The 18,418-nt window shown below is 64.2% G+C and carries 23 protein-coding genes; 12 read left to right on the top strand and 11 right to left on the bottom strand.

The features are described from left to right. Positions 1 to 290: 290 nt before the first annotated feature. Both IAQ70_RS03235 and pdxA read right to left on the bottom strand, forming a co-directional pair. The gene (locus IAQ70_RS03235; protein ID WP_190987867.1) at positions 291 to 1,046 is read right to left on the bottom strand and encodes a hypothetical protein; all 756 of its coding nucleotides are present in this window, start codon (positions 1,044 to 1,046) and stop codon (positions 291 to 293) included. A 144-nt stretch (positions 1,047 to 1,190) separates the two neighbouring features. Further along, positions 1,191 to 2,219 carry a 4-hydroxythreonine-4-phosphate dehydrogenase PdxA gene (pdxA, locus tag IAQ70_RS03230; protein ID WP_223858743.1) on the bottom strand — a complete coding sequence of 343 codons (1,029 nt, stop codon included), beginning with the start codon at positions 2,217 to 2,219 and terminating at the stop codon, positions 1,191 to 1,193. Between the two features lie 235 nt (positions 2,220 to 2,454). On the opposite strand from pdxA, the gene IAQ70_RS23140 reads away from it, so the two are divergent. From IAQ70_RS23140 to IAQ70_RS23010, 3 genes are read left to right on the top strand one after another with little or no spacing between them, the layout of a single operon-like run. Next, complete coding sequence (locus IAQ70_RS23140; RefSeq protein ID WP_190987866.1) at positions 2,455 to 2,760, top strand: antitoxin MazE-like protein; 306 nt, start codon at positions 2,455 to 2,457, stop codon at positions 2,758 to 2,760. After that, positions 2,721 to 2,831, top strand: coding sequence for a hypothetical protein (locus tag IAQ70_RS23015; RefSeq protein WP_317983573.1), 111 nt, complete (start codon positions 2,721 to 2,723; stop codon positions 2,829 to 2,831). Before IAQ70_RS23140 ends, IAQ70_RS23015 begins: the two co-directional genes overlap by 40 nt. A gap of 25 nt (positions 2,832 to 2,856) precedes the next feature. Beyond that, positions 2,857 to 2,979 (top strand): type II toxin-antitoxin system PemK/MazF family toxin, encoded by a 123-nt coding sequence (locus tag IAQ70_RS23010; RefSeq protein ID WP_263406474.1) that lies wholly within the window; start codon positions 2,857 to 2,859, stop codon positions 2,977 to 2,979. A gap of 7 nt (positions 2,980 to 2,986) precedes the next feature. On the opposite strand, the gene IAQ70_RS03215 is transcribed toward IAQ70_RS23010, so the two are convergent. Beyond that, on the bottom strand, positions 2,987 to 4,333 hold the full coding sequence (locus IAQ70_RS03215) for a GAF domain-containing protein (protein WP_317983564.1): 1,347 nt from the start codon (positions 4,331 to 4,333) through the stop codon (positions 2,987 to 2,989). A gap of 115 nt (positions 4,334 to 4,448) precedes the next feature. Between IAQ70_RS03215 and IAQ70_RS03210 the strand changes: the two genes are divergently transcribed. Then, positions 4,449 to 6,239 carry an NAD(P)/FAD-dependent oxidoreductase gene (locus tag IAQ70_RS03210; RefSeq protein WP_190987865.1) on the top strand — a complete coding sequence of 597 codons (1,791 nt, stop codon included), beginning with the start codon at positions 4,449 to 4,451 and terminating at the stop codon, positions 6,237 to 6,239. Between the two features lie 92 nt (positions 6,240 to 6,331). On the opposite strand, the gene IAQ70_RS03205 is transcribed toward IAQ70_RS03210, so the two are convergent. From IAQ70_RS03205 to IAQ70_RS03195, 3 genes are read right to left on the bottom strand one after another with little or no spacing between them, the layout of a single operon-like run. Next, the gene (locus IAQ70_RS03205; protein WP_190987863.1) at positions 6,332 to 7,744 is read right to left on the bottom strand and encodes an MBL fold metallo-hydrolase; all 1,413 of its coding nucleotides are present in this window, start codon (positions 7,742 to 7,744) and stop codon (positions 6,332 to 6,334) included. A gap of 58 nt (positions 7,745 to 7,802) precedes the next feature. Further along, positions 7,803 to 8,702 (bottom strand): sulfite exporter TauE/SafE family protein, encoded by a 900-nt coding sequence (locus IAQ70_RS03200; protein ID WP_190987862.1) that lies wholly within the window; start codon positions 8,700 to 8,702, stop codon positions 7,803 to 7,805. Next, positions 8,699 to 9,319, bottom strand: coding sequence for a rhodanese-like domain-containing protein (locus IAQ70_RS03195; protein WP_190987861.1), 621 nt, complete (start codon positions 9,317 to 9,319; stop codon positions 8,699 to 8,701). Before IAQ70_RS03195 ends, IAQ70_RS03200 begins: the two co-directional genes overlap by 4 nt. A 122-nt stretch (positions 9,320 to 9,441) precedes the next feature. On the opposite strand from IAQ70_RS03195, the gene IAQ70_RS03190 reads away from it, so the two are divergent. The 4 genes from IAQ70_RS03190 to IAQ70_RS03175 all read left to right on the top strand — a co-directional run bounded on the left by IAQ70_RS03190 (position 9,442) and on the right by IAQ70_RS03175 (position 12,355). After that, on the top strand, positions 9,442 to 9,699 hold the full coding sequence (locus IAQ70_RS03190; protein ID WP_190987860.1) for a metal-sensitive transcriptional regulator: 258 nt from the start codon (positions 9,442 to 9,444) through the stop codon (positions 9,697 to 9,699). A gap of 118 nt (positions 9,700 to 9,817) precedes the next feature. Further along, positions 9,818 to 11,056: a S8 family serine peptidase gene (locus IAQ70_RS03185; protein ID WP_190987858.1), complete on the top strand. Its 1,239-nt coding sequence runs from the start codon at positions 9,818 to 9,820 to the stop codon at positions 11,054 to 11,056. Positions 11,057 to 11,133: 77 nt separating this feature from the next. Then, positions 11,134 to 11,808 carry an aspartate/glutamate racemase family protein gene (locus IAQ70_RS03180; RefSeq protein ID WP_190987857.1) on the top strand — a complete coding sequence of 225 codons (675 nt, stop codon included), beginning with the start codon at positions 11,134 to 11,136 and terminating at the stop codon, positions 11,806 to 11,808. 82 nt (positions 11,809 to 11,890) lie between these two features. Further along, positions 11,891 to 12,355 (top strand): DUF2087 domain-containing protein, encoded by a 465-nt coding sequence (locus tag IAQ70_RS03175; RefSeq protein WP_190987856.1) that lies wholly within the window; start codon positions 11,891 to 11,893, stop codon positions 12,353 to 12,355. Between the two features lie 339 nt (positions 12,356 to 12,694). Here IAQ70_RS03175 and IAQ70_RS03170 read toward each other — a convergent pair whose 3' ends face one another. Both IAQ70_RS03170 and IAQ70_RS03165 read right to left on the bottom strand, forming a co-directional pair. Continuing rightward, on the bottom strand, positions 12,695 to 13,204 hold the full coding sequence (locus IAQ70_RS03170) for a hypothetical protein (protein WP_190987855.1): 510 nt from the start codon (positions 13,202 to 13,204) through the stop codon (positions 12,695 to 12,697). Between the two features lie 189 nt (positions 13,205 to 13,393). Then, positions 13,394 to 13,564: a hypothetical protein gene (locus tag IAQ70_RS03165; RefSeq protein WP_223858889.1), complete on the bottom strand. Its 171-nt coding sequence runs from the start codon at positions 13,562 to 13,564 to the stop codon at positions 13,394 to 13,396. Here IAQ70_RS03165 and IAQ70_RS03160 point away from each other — a divergent pair. Then, positions 13,563 to 13,700, top strand: coding sequence for an SDR family oxidoreductase (locus IAQ70_RS03160; protein WP_190987854.1), 138 nt, complete (start codon positions 13,563 to 13,565; stop codon positions 13,698 to 13,700). The two genes, IAQ70_RS03165 and IAQ70_RS03160, sit on opposite strands and share 2 nt — an antisense overlap. A gap of 79 nt (positions 13,701 to 13,779) precedes the next feature. Here IAQ70_RS03160 and IAQ70_RS03155 read toward each other — a convergent pair whose 3' ends face one another. After that, positions 13,780 to 13,947: a hypothetical protein gene (locus IAQ70_RS03155; protein WP_190987853.1), complete on the bottom strand. Its 168-nt coding sequence runs from the start codon at positions 13,945 to 13,947 to the stop codon at positions 13,780 to 13,782. A 332-nt stretch (positions 13,948 to 14,279) separates the two neighbouring features. On the opposite strand from IAQ70_RS03155, the gene IAQ70_RS22585 reads away from it, so the two are divergent. Together IAQ70_RS22585 and IAQ70_RS22580 are read left to right on the top strand one after the other, a co-directional pair. Continuing rightward, complete coding sequence (locus IAQ70_RS22585; RefSeq protein WP_223858739.1) at positions 14,280 to 14,423, top strand: alpha/beta fold hydrolase; 144 nt, start codon at positions 14,280 to 14,282, stop codon at positions 14,421 to 14,423. A 299-nt stretch (positions 14,424 to 14,722) separates the two neighbouring features. Beyond that, positions 14,723 to 15,034, top strand: coding sequence for an alpha/beta fold hydrolase (locus IAQ70_RS22580; RefSeq protein ID WP_223858737.1), 312 nt, complete (start codon positions 14,723 to 14,725; stop codon positions 15,032 to 15,034). A 148-nt stretch (positions 15,035 to 15,182) separates the two neighbouring features. Here IAQ70_RS22580 and IAQ70_RS03145 read toward each other — a convergent pair whose 3' ends face one another. After that, on the bottom strand, positions 15,183 to 16,679 hold the full coding sequence (locus tag IAQ70_RS03145; RefSeq protein WP_190987852.1) for an APC family permease: 1,497 nt from the start codon (positions 16,677 to 16,679) through the stop codon (positions 15,183 to 15,185). A 443-nt stretch (positions 16,680 to 17,122) separates the two neighbouring features. After that, positions 17,123 to 17,530 (bottom strand): cupin domain-containing protein, encoded by a 408-nt coding sequence (locus IAQ70_RS03140; RefSeq protein ID WP_223858735.1) that lies wholly within the window; start codon positions 17,528 to 17,530, stop codon positions 17,123 to 17,125. Between the two features lie 496 nt (positions 17,531 to 18,026). On the opposite strand from IAQ70_RS03140, the gene IAQ70_RS03135 reads away from it, so the two are divergent. After that, the gene (locus IAQ70_RS03135) at positions 18,027 to 18,407 is read left to right on the top strand and encodes a cupin domain-containing protein (RefSeq protein WP_190987851.1); all 381 of its coding nucleotides are present in this window, start codon (positions 18,027 to 18,029) and stop codon (positions 18,405 to 18,407) included. The last annotated feature ends 11 nt before the right edge of the window (positions 18,408 to 18,418 follow it).

The raw sequence follows: 18,418 nt of genomic DNA, 5'->3' as shown, positions 1-18,418 counted from the left end.
TTGAATTGGTAGCGACCAAGCAACCAAAACCAAAAAGAGACCCTGCCATGACTAACTCTATGTCTTGTTCCCATGGCCAGTGGTGCACGCGCGCCGATGCGCTGTTCGGTGTGGAGGGTGTCCACGTCAGTGCCGTCACGACAACCGCGTCAGGCCTGGTTCTGCACGTCGAGACCGCTGATGATCTTGCTGGTTGCCCTGGCTGCGGTGTCGTTGCGGTCGGCCACGGACGCCGCCAGGTCCGGCTCCACGACATTCCCTGTTTCGGGCGGCCCGTGCGGCTGCCGACCCTAATCCTCTGAAGCTTTCCCGCCACCCGAAGGATTCTGATTTCGATCAACACGATAAACAGGAATGGTCACCTTTTCCTTCCGGTTTTTATTGCGCCCGTGTGCATCAAGGGCCCAGAAGGACTTTAGGACATGGAACATTGTTGGCAGCGCAACCAAAAGTATTGTGGCAATACCTGCAACCAATAAACTGCCGAATAAAGTAGCTATGAAGTCATTTTCCGGACGGAAGTAAGTGAAGGCTACTGTAGTGCCGTAAACAGCCGACGTTAGAAAGACGGTCTGCCTGCTGACGCTTGGGGCTCTGTAGGCTGCTACCGCGACCATCAGAACGACAGTTGCCAGGGCCCCGACCTCGTAGTTCCAAAAAACCGACCAATTGCCAAACCCGTCTCCTAAGTCACCAGGCAAAACAATCATATGCCGCGTCGTCGGAAACAGGGGTATGAGCATGATAAGAGCGATGACAAAGCCCAGCACTAATGCTGCCAGCGTGAGCTCGATATAGCCATCACGTTTAAGTGCCCCAATTCTTTTTAGAATGGGCGAGTTCTCGAATTTACTCAAATCACTTAGGGCCAAGAGCCCCAAACTGACCACCGCAAGCAGGATGACAACAGGGGCGGTAGGAGACCAAAGGTCGGAAAGCCAATTAAAAGCCAGTGCACTAATAACGACTCCGCCGACTTTGATTCCGAGGGAACTTATCGGCGGGGTGGGACCTGCCGGTGGTTGAGGGTCGTCCGTGGCTTCCATGAAAACATCCTGTAGGCAATCGACAATCAATTGGTAGGGAATCTCGACCGTTCCATGAGCGATAAACGAACTATACGCGCGGACGTCCGGTTCTGACTGCTGCGCGACGAGGATTCGGAAAAATAAGTTGAAGTTAGTCGATGATCATCGAGAGAGCGTGGCCATCTCCGCTGCCTGGTGCAGCGCCTCCACCATTGACCGCGAATCCGCGATCGCCTTGCCGGCAATATCGAAGGCGGTGCCGTGGTCCACGGATGTGCGGATCACCGGCAGGCCCACCGTGATGTTCACGCCGGCCTCGATGCCCAGCACCTTCACCGGGCCGTGCCCCTGGTCGTGGTACATGGCCACCACCAGGTCGTAATCGCCGCGGCCGGCCAGGAAAAACAGCGTGTCCGCGGGCAGTGGGCCCGTAACGTTGATCCCGGCAGCCTTCGTCGCCTTCACGCCGGGTTCGATCTTCTCGGCTTCCTCACCCTGGCCGAACAGGCCGTTCTCGCCGGCGTGCGGGTTGATGGCGCAGACGCCGATCTTCGGGTTCGGGATGCCCGCCCGGACCAGCGCCTCGTGGCCGCGGCGGATGGTGCGCTCCACCAGGTCCGGGTTGATCTTGCGGATGGCGTCCATCAGCCCGATGTGCGTGGTCACGTGGATCACCCGGATCTTGGGCGTGGACAGCATCATGGACACTTCCTCCGTGCCCGTCAGGTGCGCCAGCAGCTCGGTGTGCCCGGGGAAGATGTGCCCGGCCGAGTGCAGCGCCTCCTTGTTCAGCGGCGCGGTGCAGATGGCCTGCACCTTCCCGGCCATCGCCAGCTCGCTGGCCACCCGGATGTACTCGTACGCGGCGTGCCCGGCCACGGGGGAGAGCTGCCCCCACGCCAGGTCCTCCGGCAGCAGCGCCAGGTCGATCACGTTCACCCGGCCCGGCGTGAACACCGCATCCTCGACGTTCTCAATACTCTGGATGTCCGCCTCTAGACCTAAGATGTCCGCGGCCTGGCGCAGGCGCAGCGCGTCCCCGATCACCACGGGCCGGCACTCGGCGTTGCTCTGCGGATCCAGCACGGCGGCCACCACCACCTCCGGCCCCACCCCGGCGCCGTCGCCCATGGTGACGGCCACGTAGGGGAGGCTCTTCTGGTCGGTTGTGCTTGCTGCTTCGGTGGTCATGTCTGCTCCAGATCGTTCGGAAGTCTTGCTGGGAAGGGTGGTGGCGGGAGCCTGCGCGGACTGGCCGCGGCGCTCCCGGATTGCGTCGTAAAGCTGGACGCTCTCTCGCGTCTAGCACCTTTCGGCCAAACCTCCCGCGCCCTGATTTCTTGTCAGGGCGTATGGGACCGGTAGAAGGGCCCCTCGTCACGGGTGCACCCATGACAGTGTCAGTCGTTACATGCAACGTTGACTTATGAGTGTTAGGGACAGTGTCGCCCGCCACCGCATTGCTATGCGCCAGCGGGGGTTCCGGCAGATGCAGATGTGGGTTCCTGATGCCCGCACTGAAGAGTTCAAGCGTGAGGCGCAGCGTCAGGCGCAGGCCGTGGCCGCTGCCGACCGTGCTGGCGACGATCAGGACTTCATCGAACAGATATCGGAAGACTGGCCGGAGCGAACCGTGGCGAGTTGTGGACGGTATCCGGCGGAACTTACGCCGAGAAACCACGGCCGGCACTCATCATCCAAGATGACCTGTTTACCGAGTCAGAGTCGGTGACGGTCCTCCCGCTGACCTCGTCCCTGACGGACGCTCCACTGCTCCGACTGGTAGTGGATCCCAGTCATTGAGGGGTTGGAACGAGTCAGCCAGATCATGGTGGACAAGCTCACTACGGTGCGCCGCGCCAATCTTGGGCGGCGGGTCGGCCGGATCGATTCAGAAACCATGGTTTCTATGGAGCAGTCACTTGCCGTCTTTCTCGGCTTGGCGCGCTGACGCGAGCTCAGTCACCGCAGGAAGCCAGGAACGACAGGTAGCGCGCGTCCCCGCGACCCACTAGCCGGCCGAGTGTTTCCACCGCCTCAACATCCCCGGAACCCATATCCGTGGACAACCACCGCACCATCAGCCCGGCATCCCTACTCGACCGCACGGACGCACCGACAGCCAAATCAAGCGGGTCCCGCAGCAACTGCACGGCGAGAACACCGGACCTAATTAGCAGGGGAGCGGTGTACACATCCAGCGCCTCGGCCACCCGCCCCTCTCTCAGCAGCCGCAGCACCCGTCCCGAATCGGAGCGCCCGGCCAGCCCGGCAGCAAGCCGGTAGGGGTTCGACTCCACCGCACCGCCCAGCATCGACCGGATCCGGAACATCTCCGTCCGGATGGCCTGCGAAGTGCCCGCATCGCCATAAAGCTCATACGCCAGTTCCTCGGCGCTCCACCCCTGGGCGCGGGAATCGAGCAGCGCCAGGATCTCTGCCCGGCGCAGCGTCAGCGACACCCGGCTGCCGTCAGCAAACACCGCGGCAGGTTTGTCGCCGAGCAGCTCCAGCGACTCCACACCAACAGAAGGCCGCTGAACGGGCACCCGCGAGGCACGAACCGGAGAAGAGGCGCCCAAGGAGGTCCCGCCGTCGGGCGGTCCCAGAAGAGTTTCCGCCACGCGGACCGCGCACCGCACCATGCGAAGGGTGTCCGCGCTGAGGGTGTCCAGCGGCCCCGAGACATCCAGCACGCCCAGCAACTTACCGGTCAAAGGGTCCGTGATGGGCGCCGCCGTGCAGGCCCACTCGTGGTGGGTGCGGACCAGGTGCTCGGCGGAGAACAGCTGCACCGGCCGACCTGTAAGCAGCGCCTCGCTGATGGCGTTGGTGCCGATGCCGGCCTCGGACCAGTCGGCCCCTTCGGAGAACTCCAGCCGGTCAGCCCGGCGCAGCACGTCCGGGCTGCCCACCCGCCAGAGGATCTCGCCGCGGGCGTCGGTGAGCACCAGCAGGTGCCGGCCGGAACTGGAATCGTCGGCCAGCAGGTCGTTCAGCGCGGGCATGACTTGCTGCAGCCGGTGCTCCCGGCGGAGCTCCAGGACGTCGGACGCCTCGTGCAGGTGCCGCGGGCTGTGCTGGTCCGGGCTGATGCCCAGGGCCATGGAACGGCGCCACAAATCCGCCAGGTCGTTGGGGATCTCCGGGCGCGGGACACCGGAGATGACCAGTTCGTGGGCGCGGCGCAGGGCACGCGAATACTTTGCCGGGTCCGAAAACCTCAGGCCGTAGTCCAAAACAGTGTCCTCCTCACCGGCGGCGCCCTTGCCGGCAGTGCCGTGTAACGCGGTTGAAACCCCCACTGCGTTGCAATGGTGATGCAGCTCACGCCCGTACCGGCTTAGCGCAGGGGATTCCGGCGGGACGGGGCCGCCGGGACCACAAGACACACGGACCATCAGACACAAAGGAGTGGACATGACCGAAACACCCACCGCAGCCGCGCAGGCCTGGCTGACCGAATTGGATACCGCGCTGCAGCGGCGCGACGTGGACGCCGCCGTCGGGCTTTTCGAGGACGACAGTTACTGGCGCGACTTCGTGGCCTTCACCTGGAACCTGAAAACGCTCGAAGGCAAGGCGGACATCCGGCAGATGCTCGAGGCCACGCTGGACCACGTGCAGCCCGCCAACTGGACGCTCGCCGAGGACGCCACCGGCGACGCCGGCACCACAGAAGCCTGGATCACCTTCGAAACCGCCGCCGCCCGCGGCTACGGCCACCTCCGGCTGCGGAACGGCAAATGCTGGACCCTGCTCACCACCATGCAGGAGCTGAAGGGCTTCGAGGAGAAGAAGGGGACCCGCCGCGAGAAGAGCGTGGCGCACCAGATCATCAAGGGCCGCCGCTCCTGGCTGGAACAGAAGGAGGAACGCGAGGCGCGGCTCGGCTACGAGGAGCAGCCCTACACGGTGATCATCGGCGGCGGGCAGGGCGGCATCGGCCTCGCGGCCCGGCTGCGGCGCCTGGGCGTCCCCACCCTCGTCATCGAGAAGAACCAGAAGCCGGGCGACTCCTGGCGGAACCGCTACAAGTCCCTGCACCTGCACGACCCCGTCTGGTACGACCACATGCCCTACCTGAAGTTCCCCGACGACTGGCCCGTCTTCGCCGCCAAGGACAAGATCGGCGACTGGCTGGAGCACTACACCCGGATCATGGAGCTGAACTACTGGGGCGGCACCGAGTGCGTGGACGCCGAGTACGACGACGGCACCCAGGAATGGGTGGTCCGTGTAGTCCGCGACGGGTCACCCGTGACCCTGCGGCCCAAGCAGCTCGTGTTCGCCCTGGGCGTCTCCGGCTACCCGAACATTCCCGCGTTCGACGGCGCGGGCTCCTTCCTGGGGGAGCAGCGCCATTCCTCGCAGCACCCGGGCGGCGGGGACTGGACCGGGAAGAAGGCCGTGGTGATCGGCTCCAACAACTCCGCGCACGATATCTGCGCGGACCTGTGGGAGCACGGCGCCGAGGTCACCATGGTGCAGCGATCCTCCACCCACATCGCCCGGAGCGAGTCCCTGATGGACCTGGCGCTGGGGGACCTGTACTCGGAGAAGGCGTTGGCCAACGGCGTCACCACCGAGAAGGCCGACCTGCTGTTCGCGTCCCTGCCCATGCGGATCCTGCCCGAGGCGCAGGTGCCGGTGTACCAGGCGATGGCCGAGCGGGATGCCGAGTTCTACTCCCAGCTGGAAGCTGCGGGGTTCGACCTGGACTTCGGCGTGGACGGCTCCGGATTGTTCGTGAAGTACCTGCGGCGCGGCTCCGGCTACTACATCGACGTCGGCGCCTCCCAGCTGATCATCGACGGCCGGGTGCAGCTCCGCTCGGGGGAGGTCTCCAAGATCACCGGAAACGCCGTGGTCCTTGGTGACGGAACCGAGCTGGAGGCTGACCTGGTCGTGTACGCCACCGGCTACGGCTCCATGAACGGCTGGCTGGCGGACCTGGTCTCTCCCGAAGTGGCTGATCGCGTGGGCAAGTGCTGGGGCTACGGCTCAGACACCCCGAAGGACCCGGGCCCCTGGGAAGGGGAGCTGCGCAACATGTGGAAGCCCACCAACGTGCCCAACCTCTGGATCCACGGCGGCAACCTGCACCAGAGCCGGCACTACTCGTCCTACCTGGCCCTGCAGCTCAAGGCCCGGATGGAGGGCCTGGAGACGCCGGTCTACGAACTGCAGCCGACGCACCACACCCGCTGACGCTGAACCGTGAGGCGGTTAGGACTGCCGGGGTTGGGTACGCACCCAACCCCGGCAGTCCGCCGTCGTCCACCTTCCAAACGCTCTCTCACTTAATGTGCGTTTTCCACGGACGCTCTCGCACTCCGCGAGGCGGTCCAGGCGGCGTAGCTGCCGTCGAGTTCGACGACGCTGTACCCGGCGCGGCGCAGCGCGCTGGCCGCCACGGAGTTCCGGACACCGGACTGGCAGTAGGTCACGATGGTGCCGCCGGCGGGAAGTTCGTCCAGGTGCCACATGAGCCGGCCGCCGCTGAGCTGGTGCGAACCCGGGATGTGCCCGGCGGCGTGCTCGGTCCTGTTGCGGACATCCAGCACCATGGCCGCGTCGAAGCCCTCGAGCTCCTCCGGCCGGATCAGCTTCGGCGTGGTGGCCGGCAGCCCGTCGATGCTGGTGAGGTACCCGGCAACGTTATCGATGCCCACACGCACCAGGTGGTCCCGCATGTCCTGGGCCTGCTCCTGGTCCCGGGTCAGCAGCACCAGCGGGTTGTTGTCCGTTTCCGGGTTGACCACCCAGGCGCCGTAGCTGGCCACAGACTTGCCGGCCGGGATGTTCAGGGACCGGGCTACCGTGCCCCGGTGGACTTCACTGTTGGAGCGGGTGTCGATGAAAGTGACCTTATCCGCCGCCAGATCATGGGCGACGTCCGCGGTGTCCAGTTCCGCCAGGGGCGCACGGCGGCCCATGACGGCCGGGCCCTGGCGGTTTTCGCGCTTCATCCGGCCGAAGTAGGCATGGGCGTCGGGCTGGCCCTCGAGGAGTTCAGCGACGAAGCCCTGCTCGTCATTGGCGGCGAGGTAGGGTCCCCACCAGGCGTAGCGGCGTTCGTAGCCGACCGTGGAGGACGGGATCGCCCCGAGGGCCTTGCCGCAGGCGCTGCCGGCGCCGTGCCCCGGATGCACCTGGACGTAATCCGGCAGCGTCAGGAACTTGTCCCGCAGGCTGGCGAAGAGCTGCTTGGCGCCTTCAAAGCGGGTGTCGACGCCGCCTGCTGCCTCGTCCAGCAGGTCCGGGCGGCCCAGGTCGCCGGAGAAGACGAAGTCACCGGAAAGCAGGTAGCCGGGCTGGTCGCTGAACGCGCCGTCGGTCACCAGGAAGGACAGGTGCTCCGGGGTGTGGCCGGGCGTGTGCACCGCCGTGATGGTGATGTTGCCCAGGGTGATGGTGCTGCCGTCATAGAGCCTTTCGCCGTCGAATTCGTACTGCCAGTCCGGGCCGCCCTCGCCGGAGACGTAGATCGTGGACCCGGTGGCGGCCGCCAGTTCGCGGGTGCCGGAGAGGTAGTCGGCATGGATGTGGGTTTCGGTGACAGCCACGATCCTCATGCCGTTCTGCCTGGCCAGCTCCTGGTAGACCGCAATGTCGCGGCGGCCGTCCACCACGATGGCTTCCCCCCTGGCCTGGCAGCCGATCAGGTAGCTGGCCTGGGCAAGGTCTTCATCGTAAATGCGCTCAATAAGCATGGTGCTCTCCTTCGGTAAGGCGGGGGAATAAGTTTTGTATTGCGTGCGGGCGGGCGGCTCAGGCGGGTGAGGGGACGCTGCTCCGGTTGCTGCTCCGGGTGCGCAGCGGGCAGGAGCTGATGAAGAACCAGCAGACTCCGGCCGTGGCCGCCGTGAGGGCTGCGACGCTGGCGGCGATGAACCACCGCAGCTCTGCCGGGGCCTGCTGGATGAGGACGAAGGTCCCCATGCCCAGGACGAACCAGCCGAAGGCCTTGCGCAGGGCGGCTTCCGGGATGCGGCCGGCGAGTTTGGCGCCGATGAGTGAGCCCGCGATGGCTGCGGACGTCACGCCGAGGGTGAGGCCCCAGTCGAGCTGGACGGTGGTGAGGTATCCGGCCAGCCCTGCGAAAGACTTCATGGCGATGACCACCAGGGAGGTGCCCACCGCGACGGACATCGGCAGGCCGCCCAGGAGCGCCAGGGCCGGGACCACGAGGAAGCCGCCGCCCGCGCCAACCAGTCCGGTGACAAGCCCGACGACGGCGCCGTCCAGCAGCACCCTGCCCAGGGGAAGCTCGCGCATGACGGGGCTGGCGTCGTCGTCGTTCTTCCTCTTGCGGCCGCGGAGCATGGCCACGGAGGTGGCCACCATCATGACCGCGAAGGCGATCAGCAGGATCTGGCCCGGGATGTGCCCGCCCAGGAGTCCGCCCACGAACGCGCCTGCCATGCCGGCCGCGCCGAAGATCAGGCCGGTCCGCCACATCACCCTGCCGCCGCGGGCATGGCTGAGCACGCTGACCGCGGAGGTGACGCCGACGACGAAGAGCGAGGCGGCGATGGCTTCCTTGGCCTCGAAGCCGGCCACGTAGACCAGGATGGGGACGGTCAGGATGGATCCGCCGCCGCCCAGGACGCCGAGCGAGAGCCCGATGACCACCGACAGGGCGAGGACCAGGAGCAGGGCGGCGGTCATGAGACCCTGACCTCATCCCTGGCGTCCGAGACCGGAAGGCTAAGGATGGCGCTTTCGCGCGTGGGTTCCTTGGCGGCCTTGTTCCAGGGCATTGCGGAGAGGGCCTGGCCCATGGCGCAGGTATTGGTGGCTGCGGAGAAGGTGAGTCCGGTGCCGATGGCGCCGGCGAGCATGCGGATCTTCGGGGAGACGAACTTGCCGCCGGCCAGGCCCAGGACCACCAGGGAGCCTGCGGCGAGGCGGACCTGGCGCTCCAGGTCCCAGCGGGGCTTGCCCCGGACGACGTCGCCGCCGGCAGCCGCGAACCCGGGCACCCCGCCGGTCAGGACGTAGCCGACGTCGATCCCGGATGTGCCCAGGCGCTGGCGTGCCTGCTCGGCGCGGGCGCCGGACTGGCAGACCAGGACCACGCGGGAGCCAAGACGGGCAGCGAGTTCATCGGTGTGCTCGGACAGCAGCGGCAGCGGCACGTTGTAGGAGCCCCGGATATGCATGGCCCCGAACTCGGCGGCGGAGCGCACATCGATGACCATGAGGTCCTGGTGCTCGGCCATCCAGTCGTGAAGGGTCTCGGGAGCGAGGGCGGTGGTGGCTGTGGCTGTGGAAAGGGGAGTCATTGCTGGCCTCTCGAAGGGACGGGGGTGGATACCCCACCGAGTATTACAGATACCCCCGGGGGTACGCAAAACACCCTAGGGGGTATATGATGGGCGGAAGCCGCCGACAGTTGGAGAAACCCTTGGAACTCAATCCTGCAGAACTCACGCCCGTGATCAACCGGCTCAAGCGTGCCCAGGGCCAGCTCGCCGCTGTCACCCGAATGCTGGAAGAAGGCAGGGACTGCAAGGACGTGGTCACCCAGCTCGCGGCCGTGTCCAAAGCACTGGACCGAGCCGGATTCGCCATCATCGCCACAGGCTTGGAGCAGTGCATCGTCCAGAAGGACGCAACGATGGACAAAAAAGAACTCGAAAAGCTCTTCCTTTCCCTCGCCTGACCGACCCCCGCGCTCGTGGTTATCCCTGGTGCCTGCAACCCGGCACCAACGTGATTAGGTAGGGCGAACCAGCTGGCAGCACTTTCCAGCTGGTGCACGTTGGAGCAGGATGACCTCCATGAAACGAATCGTGATGGCCGGTTTCGCAGCGGCATTGTTGGCGTTCGGCGGCGTCAACTCGGCGGGTGTGAGCAACGCGGCCACCGATCCATCCCGGGTGGCGGGGCAGATCCTGGTCAAGTTCCGGGACGGCGGCGCTGCGGCCGGCGTGCTGCGCCGGCATGGCCTCGGCGCGGGCACGGACGTTGGGGACACCGGCGCGCACCTCATCACGGTGCCAGCCGGCAAGGAGCTGCAGCTCATCGAGGCGTTGAGCCGCAACCCTGCGGTTGAATACGCCGAGCCGGACCAGGCGGCTACCTCCGCCACAGCCGACCCGTACTTCGGCCGCCAGTACTCCCTGCAGAACGATGGCCAGCCGTTTACCAACACGCGTGGCGATGTACAGATAGCCGCCGGCACCCCGGACGCTGACGTGGACGCCGTCGAGGCCTGGGGCGTCACCACCGGCAGCGGCATCAAAGTTGCTGTTCTCGATTCAGGTGTCGCAAGCGACAACCCCGACATCAACCCGAAGGTTGTTGCCCGCGCCAATTTCAGCGGCGCGACAACCAATGAAGACATTTACGGCCACGGTACCCACGTGGCAGGCATCATCGCCGCCACCCACAATACGGAGGGCGTGGCGGGTGTGTGCCCGGGCTGCACCATCCTGGCAGGCAAAGTCCTCAACGACAGCGGAGTCGGATCGTCCTCGAGCGTTGCGAACGGCATCAACTGGGCCGTCAGCAACGGGGCCAAGGTGATCAACATGAGCATCGGCGTGCCGGCATCACGTACCCTCGAAACTGCCGTCAACAATGCATGGAGTAACGGGGTGGTCCTCGTGGCCGCCGCAGGCAACGGCGGTAACCAGGCCAAGATCTACCCGGGCGCGTATGCCAAAGTCATTGCCGTCGGCGCGACAGACAACAAAGACGCCAAAGCAGCATTCTCAACCTACGGAGCCAGCTGGGTTGACGTCGCAGCGCCCGGAGTGAACGTGTACTCCACGTTCCCGAACCACCCGTTCGCCCTTGAGAAACCGAACAACCGGTCCCAGGGATACGACGTCGGCAACGGCACCTCGATGTCCTCGGCCATCGTCGCTGCCACGGCCGCGCTGGTCTGGAGTTCCACTCCCGGTGCCACAGCCACTTCAGTGCGCGCTAAGGTCGAAACGACCTCCGAGAAGAAGACCGGCCAGGGGACCTACTGGGCCTATGGCCGCGTCAACGCGTTCAACGCGGTCAAGTAGTTCCACGTACGGCGGAAGTACCGGCCGCGGGTCAAAGTCGGTGCCTTCGCCGGCCTACTCTGTTACAGTCAGGCCCCATGATCGAACTCCGTCCCGATGTTCCCGGCACGGTCGGCTTCTTCCACACGGCACAGGTCCACGTGGCTACGTTCGAGGCCCTGTCCCGGGAGCTCATGTCCTCTGCCCGCACGGTCCACCGGGTGGATCCCGAAGCTCTGGAGCTTGCCAGACAGGACGGAACAGGGGAGCGCGTCCGCGCCGTCGTCGCCGGCCACCTTTCGGAACTCCGGGAAGCCGGATGCGAGGTCATCCTCTGCACCTGCTCAACGCTCGGCGAGATCGCGGAACAACTGTCAGGAGAGGGTCTCAAGGTGATCCGGATCGACCGGCCGATGCTTCGCCGGGCCGTCACCCTCGGCCCGCGGATCGGTGTCCTCGCGGCGCTCGCCAGCACCGTCGAGCCGACCGCACGCGTCCTTGCCGAGGAGGCTGCGGACGCGGGAGCTGACGTTTCCGTTGAGGTGAGCGTCGTGGACGGCGCATGGGACGCCTTCCTCAGCGGAGATGCGGCGGACTACCGCTCCCGCATCGCGGAGGCGGCCCTCGCGCTCTCAAGCCGCTGCGACGTCGTCGTCCTCGCCCAGGCGAGCATGGAGCCCGCTGCCGCCCTGCTGGCCGGGCTCACGATCCACGTCGTGACGAGCCCCCGGTCCGCCGTCGAGGCGGTGGCAGCGGTCGTCCCGTCCCGCTGACGGGGCGGCTCCGAACAGCAGTTAGGGGTGGAAGCAAGTGAACGGACCGGCCGCCCAAAGTGGACCGCACTGGCGCAGGGTGATGGCAGCGCTCGCCAACCGGGATGCGCGGACCGCTTACGCGCAGATTGTGCTCGGTGCGGGAGTCCTGTCCGATGCGAAGGAGCAGCGCCGTCACGGGGCAATCACCATCCTGTTGGAGGCCGGGCTGGTGGAGAAGGCGGGAAGCAACGCTTATCAGGCCTCGGAGACGATCTTCCGCTCTCTCCTGTCCCAGCAGCCAAAGCGCCAGCCGAAAACCGGGGTGGACCGGTTCCTGCGCCTGGGCCGGATCGACAGGTACCCGGCCAGTGCGGCGGACCGGCGCGAGCTCCTGGCCTGGATCGTGGACCAAGCCATCCAGCCGGGGGAGGACCTCACCGAGAGGCAGGTCAACGAGCGGCTGCTGAGCTACACGGACGACGTGGTGCTGCTGCGCCGCTACCTTGTCGACTTCGGGCTGCTGGAGAGGACCGCATCGGGGTCTTCCTATTCCCGGCCGGAATGAGAACGCCGCTCACGGTTACAACCTGTGTTGGCTCAGGGCGTTGAACTGCTCCTGCCTGGCGGACTGTCCTCGGTCCATATGGACGAGACCAAGGGAACTCCGTTACGGGTGCTGCCGACCCAAGTCTTCAGGGCGGTACCGGAATGTGTGTGGACAGCGAAGTTTCCCTAGTGCAGAAGGAAGACGCCAGGAATTCAGGGCTGCGGGCATAAGATGCCAGACCGCGGGTCCAAGAGGACAGTCTGTGGTTGGGCCACGGAGACTAAGGCCAACATGGCCTTAACGGCGACAAGGCGCTTCCGGGTATTGCCGGAAGCGCCTTGTCGGACTGTTGGAGCCCTACTTGAGTAACGCGCAGACGTCCACCACTTGACCTGTGCCAGAGAACGTTCTTATTTCCCCTCCAGTGGTAGTCCGGGCGTAGTTGACGTTGCCGGTCGTGAGGAAGAGCCCCTCTACATGTTGACCCGGAACGTCGGGAACAATTAGCAGGTTCCTCCCCGTCGACTTCACTTCTTCCGTGCCGTTGGGCAGAAGCTGTATATGGGTAGCCCCCGTAATCACGTACTTCAAGGTCTTGCCGTTGGCTGACAGGGTAATCGTGGTGGCGGGAGCGATTTGAATTTTCCGATTGCCGCTTAGGGGGATTTCCTTAAATTTTCCAGTCAGTGTGGCGGTCACGTCGAAGCCCGGACAGTCGTTTCCGAAGGCATCCTGAAGTAGGAAAGATCCTGTGGGATTTGGAACAGGTGGTGCGGCGGCGGCAGGGCCGGCCACTCCGGCGAATGCGAATGCGGCTGCGGCTGCGACGGTAACGGGCATAGTGATGCGAGTGGGCCATTTTTTCATTGAAGTACTCTCCGTTGTAGCTTCTGACTGAAATTCCCCCGGAACGGGACAAGTCCCTGACTGCAAGGACTTGGAGCTTATGCGGCGGCTGCCGTGCCAACACGAGTAGCCCCTACCCACATTCGGAGATTAGGGTTACGCGCGTACCAAGCCCCTAACCGTCGAAAACGGACTCGCCAGCAGGGTAGGTCAAGGCGCTGTCGCAGCCACCTCAACCTCAACCCCGGCATCCCTAAACTTCTGCACCTGCTCGGGGTCTGCGCCGTCGTCCGTCACCAGGTCCAGGGGTGCGCCAAAGCAGGCCCAAGCAGTGAACGGCCGCAGGCTGGAGCAGTTGCCGGAGGAGACGCGCTCCCACATGGTCTCCAGGCAGCCCATCGGCCGGTTGCTCCGGCCGGAGGAGATCGCCGATGTTTTCCTGTTCCTCGCGGGGGACGGGTCGTCGGCCATGACAGGATCCATCGTCAACGTGGACGGCGGATACACCGCTGCCTAGCGGCGCGCGCTCAAAGACCGCGACGGCGGCACCTCGGCCGGGTGCCGCCGTCGTGGTCCAGGTGCGGGGAGACTTGCCGTCAGTGGCGTGAGGCCGCGCGCAAGAGCCGGGCGACCTCCGGGGTCATGGAGTAGCGCTCGCCGTCCCAGTCCCAGATGTAGTGCCAGGAATTACCCCTTGGCGTGGTGTACATCGGAAGGCCTGCGCGACGGATGGCCTTGCCCATCCCGCCGAGTATGCCTGCCACGCCCGACGTGCCTTTCGGGTGCGAGATGGCCTCGGCGATCTCCTCTGGACGGAAATGCTCAGTCTTGTCACTGGTCGCTTGTATCAAGTGAAGCAGAACTGTTTGGCCCGGCTGCGAGATCTGATCCCACAGAGTGGCGGCGATTGCTGAAGCTTCGTCCGTTCCAACCCAGGGACGAGACAGACAGCGTTGTCGACGGAACCGCCATGCCACACCTTGAGGGTGTGTGACCCAGCGGTGGATCGATGTCCGCGGGTTGCGGATGCACATTGCGGAGGCCGGCGCGGGGAGCCGCTGATCCTGCTCCACGGATTTCCGCAGAACTGGTGGGAATGGCACGCGCCATCCCCAGCCTGGCCAAGCACTACCGGGTGATCGCCGTGGACCAGCGCGGCTTCGGCTGGACCGCTGCACCAAAGCGTGGCTTCGACGCCCACACCCTGGTGGAGGACATTGTCCAGCTCATGGTCGAATAGAACATCCCGCGGGCGCGCTTCCTCACACACGACTGGGGCGCCGTGGTGGCCCAGTTGCTGGCCATGGAACGGCCCGATCTGGTTGAGGCGCTGGTTGTCACCGGCGCCCCGGACGTGCACATCAAGCCAAACACCCAGCTGCTGCGGGTGTTCCCCAAGCTGTGGCATGTCTTCGGGCTGGCGGCACCGGGTATCGGTGCCCGCCTCATCAAGAGCCGGAAGCTGATGCGTCACCTTTTTATGGCTTTCGACCCACCCGGCGGGGTGACCGAGGCGGACATCGGTTCTACCGTGCGGCGATGGCACCGCCTGAAAGGGCAGCGCCGGCGCCGGCCCTCTACCGCACAATGCTCGTTCCGGCGTTTATGGCCATCATCACCGGCGCCTACGCCAAACGGAATTTCTCCGTCCGGACTCTGGTGATTGTCGGGGCGGCGGACCCGTCCGGAACGCTGCAGGGGATGGGGCACCACCCCGGCCGCGGCCGCAACATCACCACGGAGACCCTGCCCGGTGCGGGGCACTTCGTGGACCACCGCCCCGGGCAGACTGCAGCCAGGGCACTGCGGTTCTTCGAGGAAGAGCATGGGCGCACGACGGCGCGCGGATAGTTGGCAGGATCCGGCAATGGCAAGGACTCAGCTGCTGAAGCCCCCATACCCGCTCTGCTCACCCGCCGCCACAGGTGACGTGCCCCGGCACGGGAGCGCCGCCGTCGTAATTAATTACGACGGCGGCGCTCCTCCTGTGCAGCCGGGATCAGCTGGGTGATGGAACCCTTTCCAGGTCCCGGGGATCGTTATCCAGGTCGTCGTCCCAAGAGTCGGAAGTGACAACTTCGGTGTCCGAACGGTTCGATTCGCGCTGCGAATAGAACCAAATTGGGATGTAGAGCGAGAGGACGAGGAAGCCGAGCCAGGTTGAGGTCCAGCCGATTTCCTGGCTGTTCAGGTAGACCACGCCGATCAGGCACAGCGGAAGATTGAACAGGCCGAACGTCAGGGCCACATGCTTCCAGCCCTTGGGGGCCTTGAAGGGCCGTTCCAGGGTGGCGAAGGCGGGGTGCTTCTTGGCTTTGACGTAGGCGAACAAGCTGATGCCGTTGGCGCAGGTGTAGCCAATGGCGGCGGCCGCGAGAATTGCCGAGAGGGACCCCATGGAAATCAGTGCCATGTTGAACGCCGCGGTGACCAGCAGTGCAACAAAGGGAGTCCCGTGGCGGTTCGTTTTGCCGAAGACCCTGGGCAGGTTGCCTTCGGTGGTCATGGAGTGCATGGCGCGGGATGAACCCAGGTAAGCCGTCTGGATGATCAGGATCATGGCCGCGATCAGCATGATGATGGTGATCACGGAGCCGGCCTGGCCAAAGACAGCCTGCGCCACAGGAATCAGGGGCGAGACGGGCTCTGCCATCACACCGTCAACACCGAGCACGCCGATCACCGCGGCCTGCACCAGCACGTACGAGAGGAAGCAGATGGCGCCGCAGGCAAACAGTGCCTTCGGGACATCCTTGGACGGGTTCTTGTATTCGGGGGCGTAGATGGCGGCGGTTTCCCAGCCGCAGGCGCTCCACTGCGCAATGGCAAAGATGCCGAAGAGAATCAGGACGTGGTGCATGTCCCAGGTCCAGTCGGCGGGCCACCAGTTGCCGGTGATGTTGGCGAAGTCCACATGTCCGGTGGCAAACGGCGCCACCGTCAGGATGACCAGCGGGATCAGCGAAACCGCCGCCAGGATGTAGCCCAGGATGGCGCCGTCCTTCAGGCCGAACCAGTTGACCAGGAAGAGTCCCGCGAAGATCACCAGGCCCGAAATCAGTGAGAGCTGATACTCGGTGAAGGTCTCGGCAAGGGCGGGGAACAATCCATGCAGGTAGCCGCCCACCAGGATGGCGAAGATCGCCAGGACCGGGTTCCAGGCAAACCAGTAGCTCCAGGCGGAGAAGCCGCCGATCAGCTTGCCCTTGTCATACTTCCCTTTGTAGTTCTCCGTGCGGAACACATGCTGGGCGAAGCCCGGCAGGCCGGAGGCCTTGGGAAAGGTGGTGGCCAGTTCAGCGTAGGCAGCGTTCTGGATGAACCCCTGAATCACCGACAGCCCCCAGATCAGGATTGCGGCGGCAGCCATGTACATGGGCAGATAGCCCAGGGACGGCAGAATCAACAGGGGGACGCCCAGTGCGATGGCCAAGCCCTGTTTCCAGTTGATCGACCTTTCCAGGTGGCCAACACCCTCCGAAAGATTTTTACTCATAACACTCTCCTTAGACGACTTCAGTGTCGTCAGGTCATTTAATTTGAATAACTCAGTTTGAATATCTATGACGTTTGGAAAAACTCCTGCGGACACGAAATTCGTCCAATCCGTGCGTGCGGAGGGGCAGGTCAAACGTTGGTATAAGCAGAGTTTTTCGGCTCAGCCAAACCTGCAACTGCGGTCTGCAATTGCATTGAATTACTGCCCGAAAATAGGAATTGAGGCGCGTTTATATCTGGGCAGTGATCTCAGCCTGGACCGGAATTCCGGAGCATGGAGGGGCGAATGGGATCGTGCCTGGCGCCCGGAATGAACGCGATGTGCCGAAATGCGGAAGCTCTGATGGCGTGCTTGAGCCGGCGATAAATCCTGGGGATGCCGGCGAATCTTCTACGACTCGCCTTGCCTCGCAGCGAACGCGGGGGAGGGGGGCGTGAGACCTAGAGTTCGTAGTACCGGAAGGAATGCGACTCCGCGCCCTCCGGGTTGGGGCCGTAGACGGTGACCATCCGGGCATAGACGGGGGCCCAGTACCGGCCCAGTTGTCCGGGGTTGACGCGTGCGGAGTCACCTGGCCTGAGGGTGACGGTCTTGCCCTCGGACTCGATGTAAAGCTCGCCTTCCACCACGAAGTTCGTCTCGCTGTGAGGGTGGAAATCTTCCCAGCCGCAGGCCTCCAATTCCCATTCGGAGAGCCGGAAATCCTCCCATGGGCCTACGGGATTTGCGTTGATAAAACGGCAGCGGAGGCGCGGCCATTCGTCCTTCATGACCGTCATGGACTTCGCTGACCAGAAGTCGAGAGCTGCCCCCGTCGTCAGTGACGGGGCCTGGATGGCTGTGGACATTGTCTTTCACCGTTCTTCAGTCGAAAAGCTGCTTGCGGAACATGTCGGTGAATCAGAATCACTTACATCGACGTGATGTGAATCACGGATTTGAAAACTTTGACATTGACGGCCGTCCCAGTCAAGGGTCTATGACAAGGAATCTAGAAGGTCCCTTACCTTCCGGGCCTGAGCGTCCGGTCTCAAAAGTAATCCCAAAAATATTGTTCTGAACGATTGACTTGCACGGCCGTTCATGTAAAAGTCGGTGAACAGGCAAACGTGATTCACTTCACACCGCAGAGCTCAAAGAGGAGCTCAGCTGGTCCGTTGTAAATCACGAATATCGGTTCTACCGCAATCCCTCCCCGACCCATAACCCGGTTGCAGAGGCCACCCTTCAATGCATTCCCTACCGCGCCAAAAGGGCAATTACCCCTGCCTGTACATGCCTTCATGAACAGTCCCCAAGAGATTTTTACCCTTTCAAAATCCGTGCCCAATTCAAGGAGAAACCATGGAAACCACCCTCGTAGGAACACTCACCAAAGCCGGCTCCATCCACAAGGTGGAAAACGGCTACATCGGACTGCCGTCGATGAACGAGCCCGGCACGGCAGCCGCAATCGGCGACTCCCTCCACAACCCCGCCGGTTCCGTCATGTGCTCCGGCTTTTTCGAACTGAAGGCCTCCGAGCCGCTGGTTTACACCTACACGTACGACGAAATGAAAGTGGTCATCGCCGGTGAATTCATCCTCACGGACCAGACCACGGGCGAAGTAACACACGCCAAGGAACGCGATGTGCTGTTCTTCCCGAAGGGCACCACCGTCAAATTCGAGACCCCCGAATACGGCCTGGGCTTCTTCGCCGGCGACCGCACCTTCGCACCCTAAGCACCCAGCGG

The sequence above is a fragment of the Pseudarthrobacter sulfonivorans genome, from assembly GCF_014712225.1.
GTDB classification, from domain to species: domain Bacteria; phylum Actinomycetota; class Actinomycetes; order Actinomycetales; family Micrococcaceae; genus Arthrobacter; species Arthrobacter sulfonivorans.
Note: the sequence above shows the minus strand (reverse complement) of the source record. Positions and strands in the feature narration are given on the sequence as shown.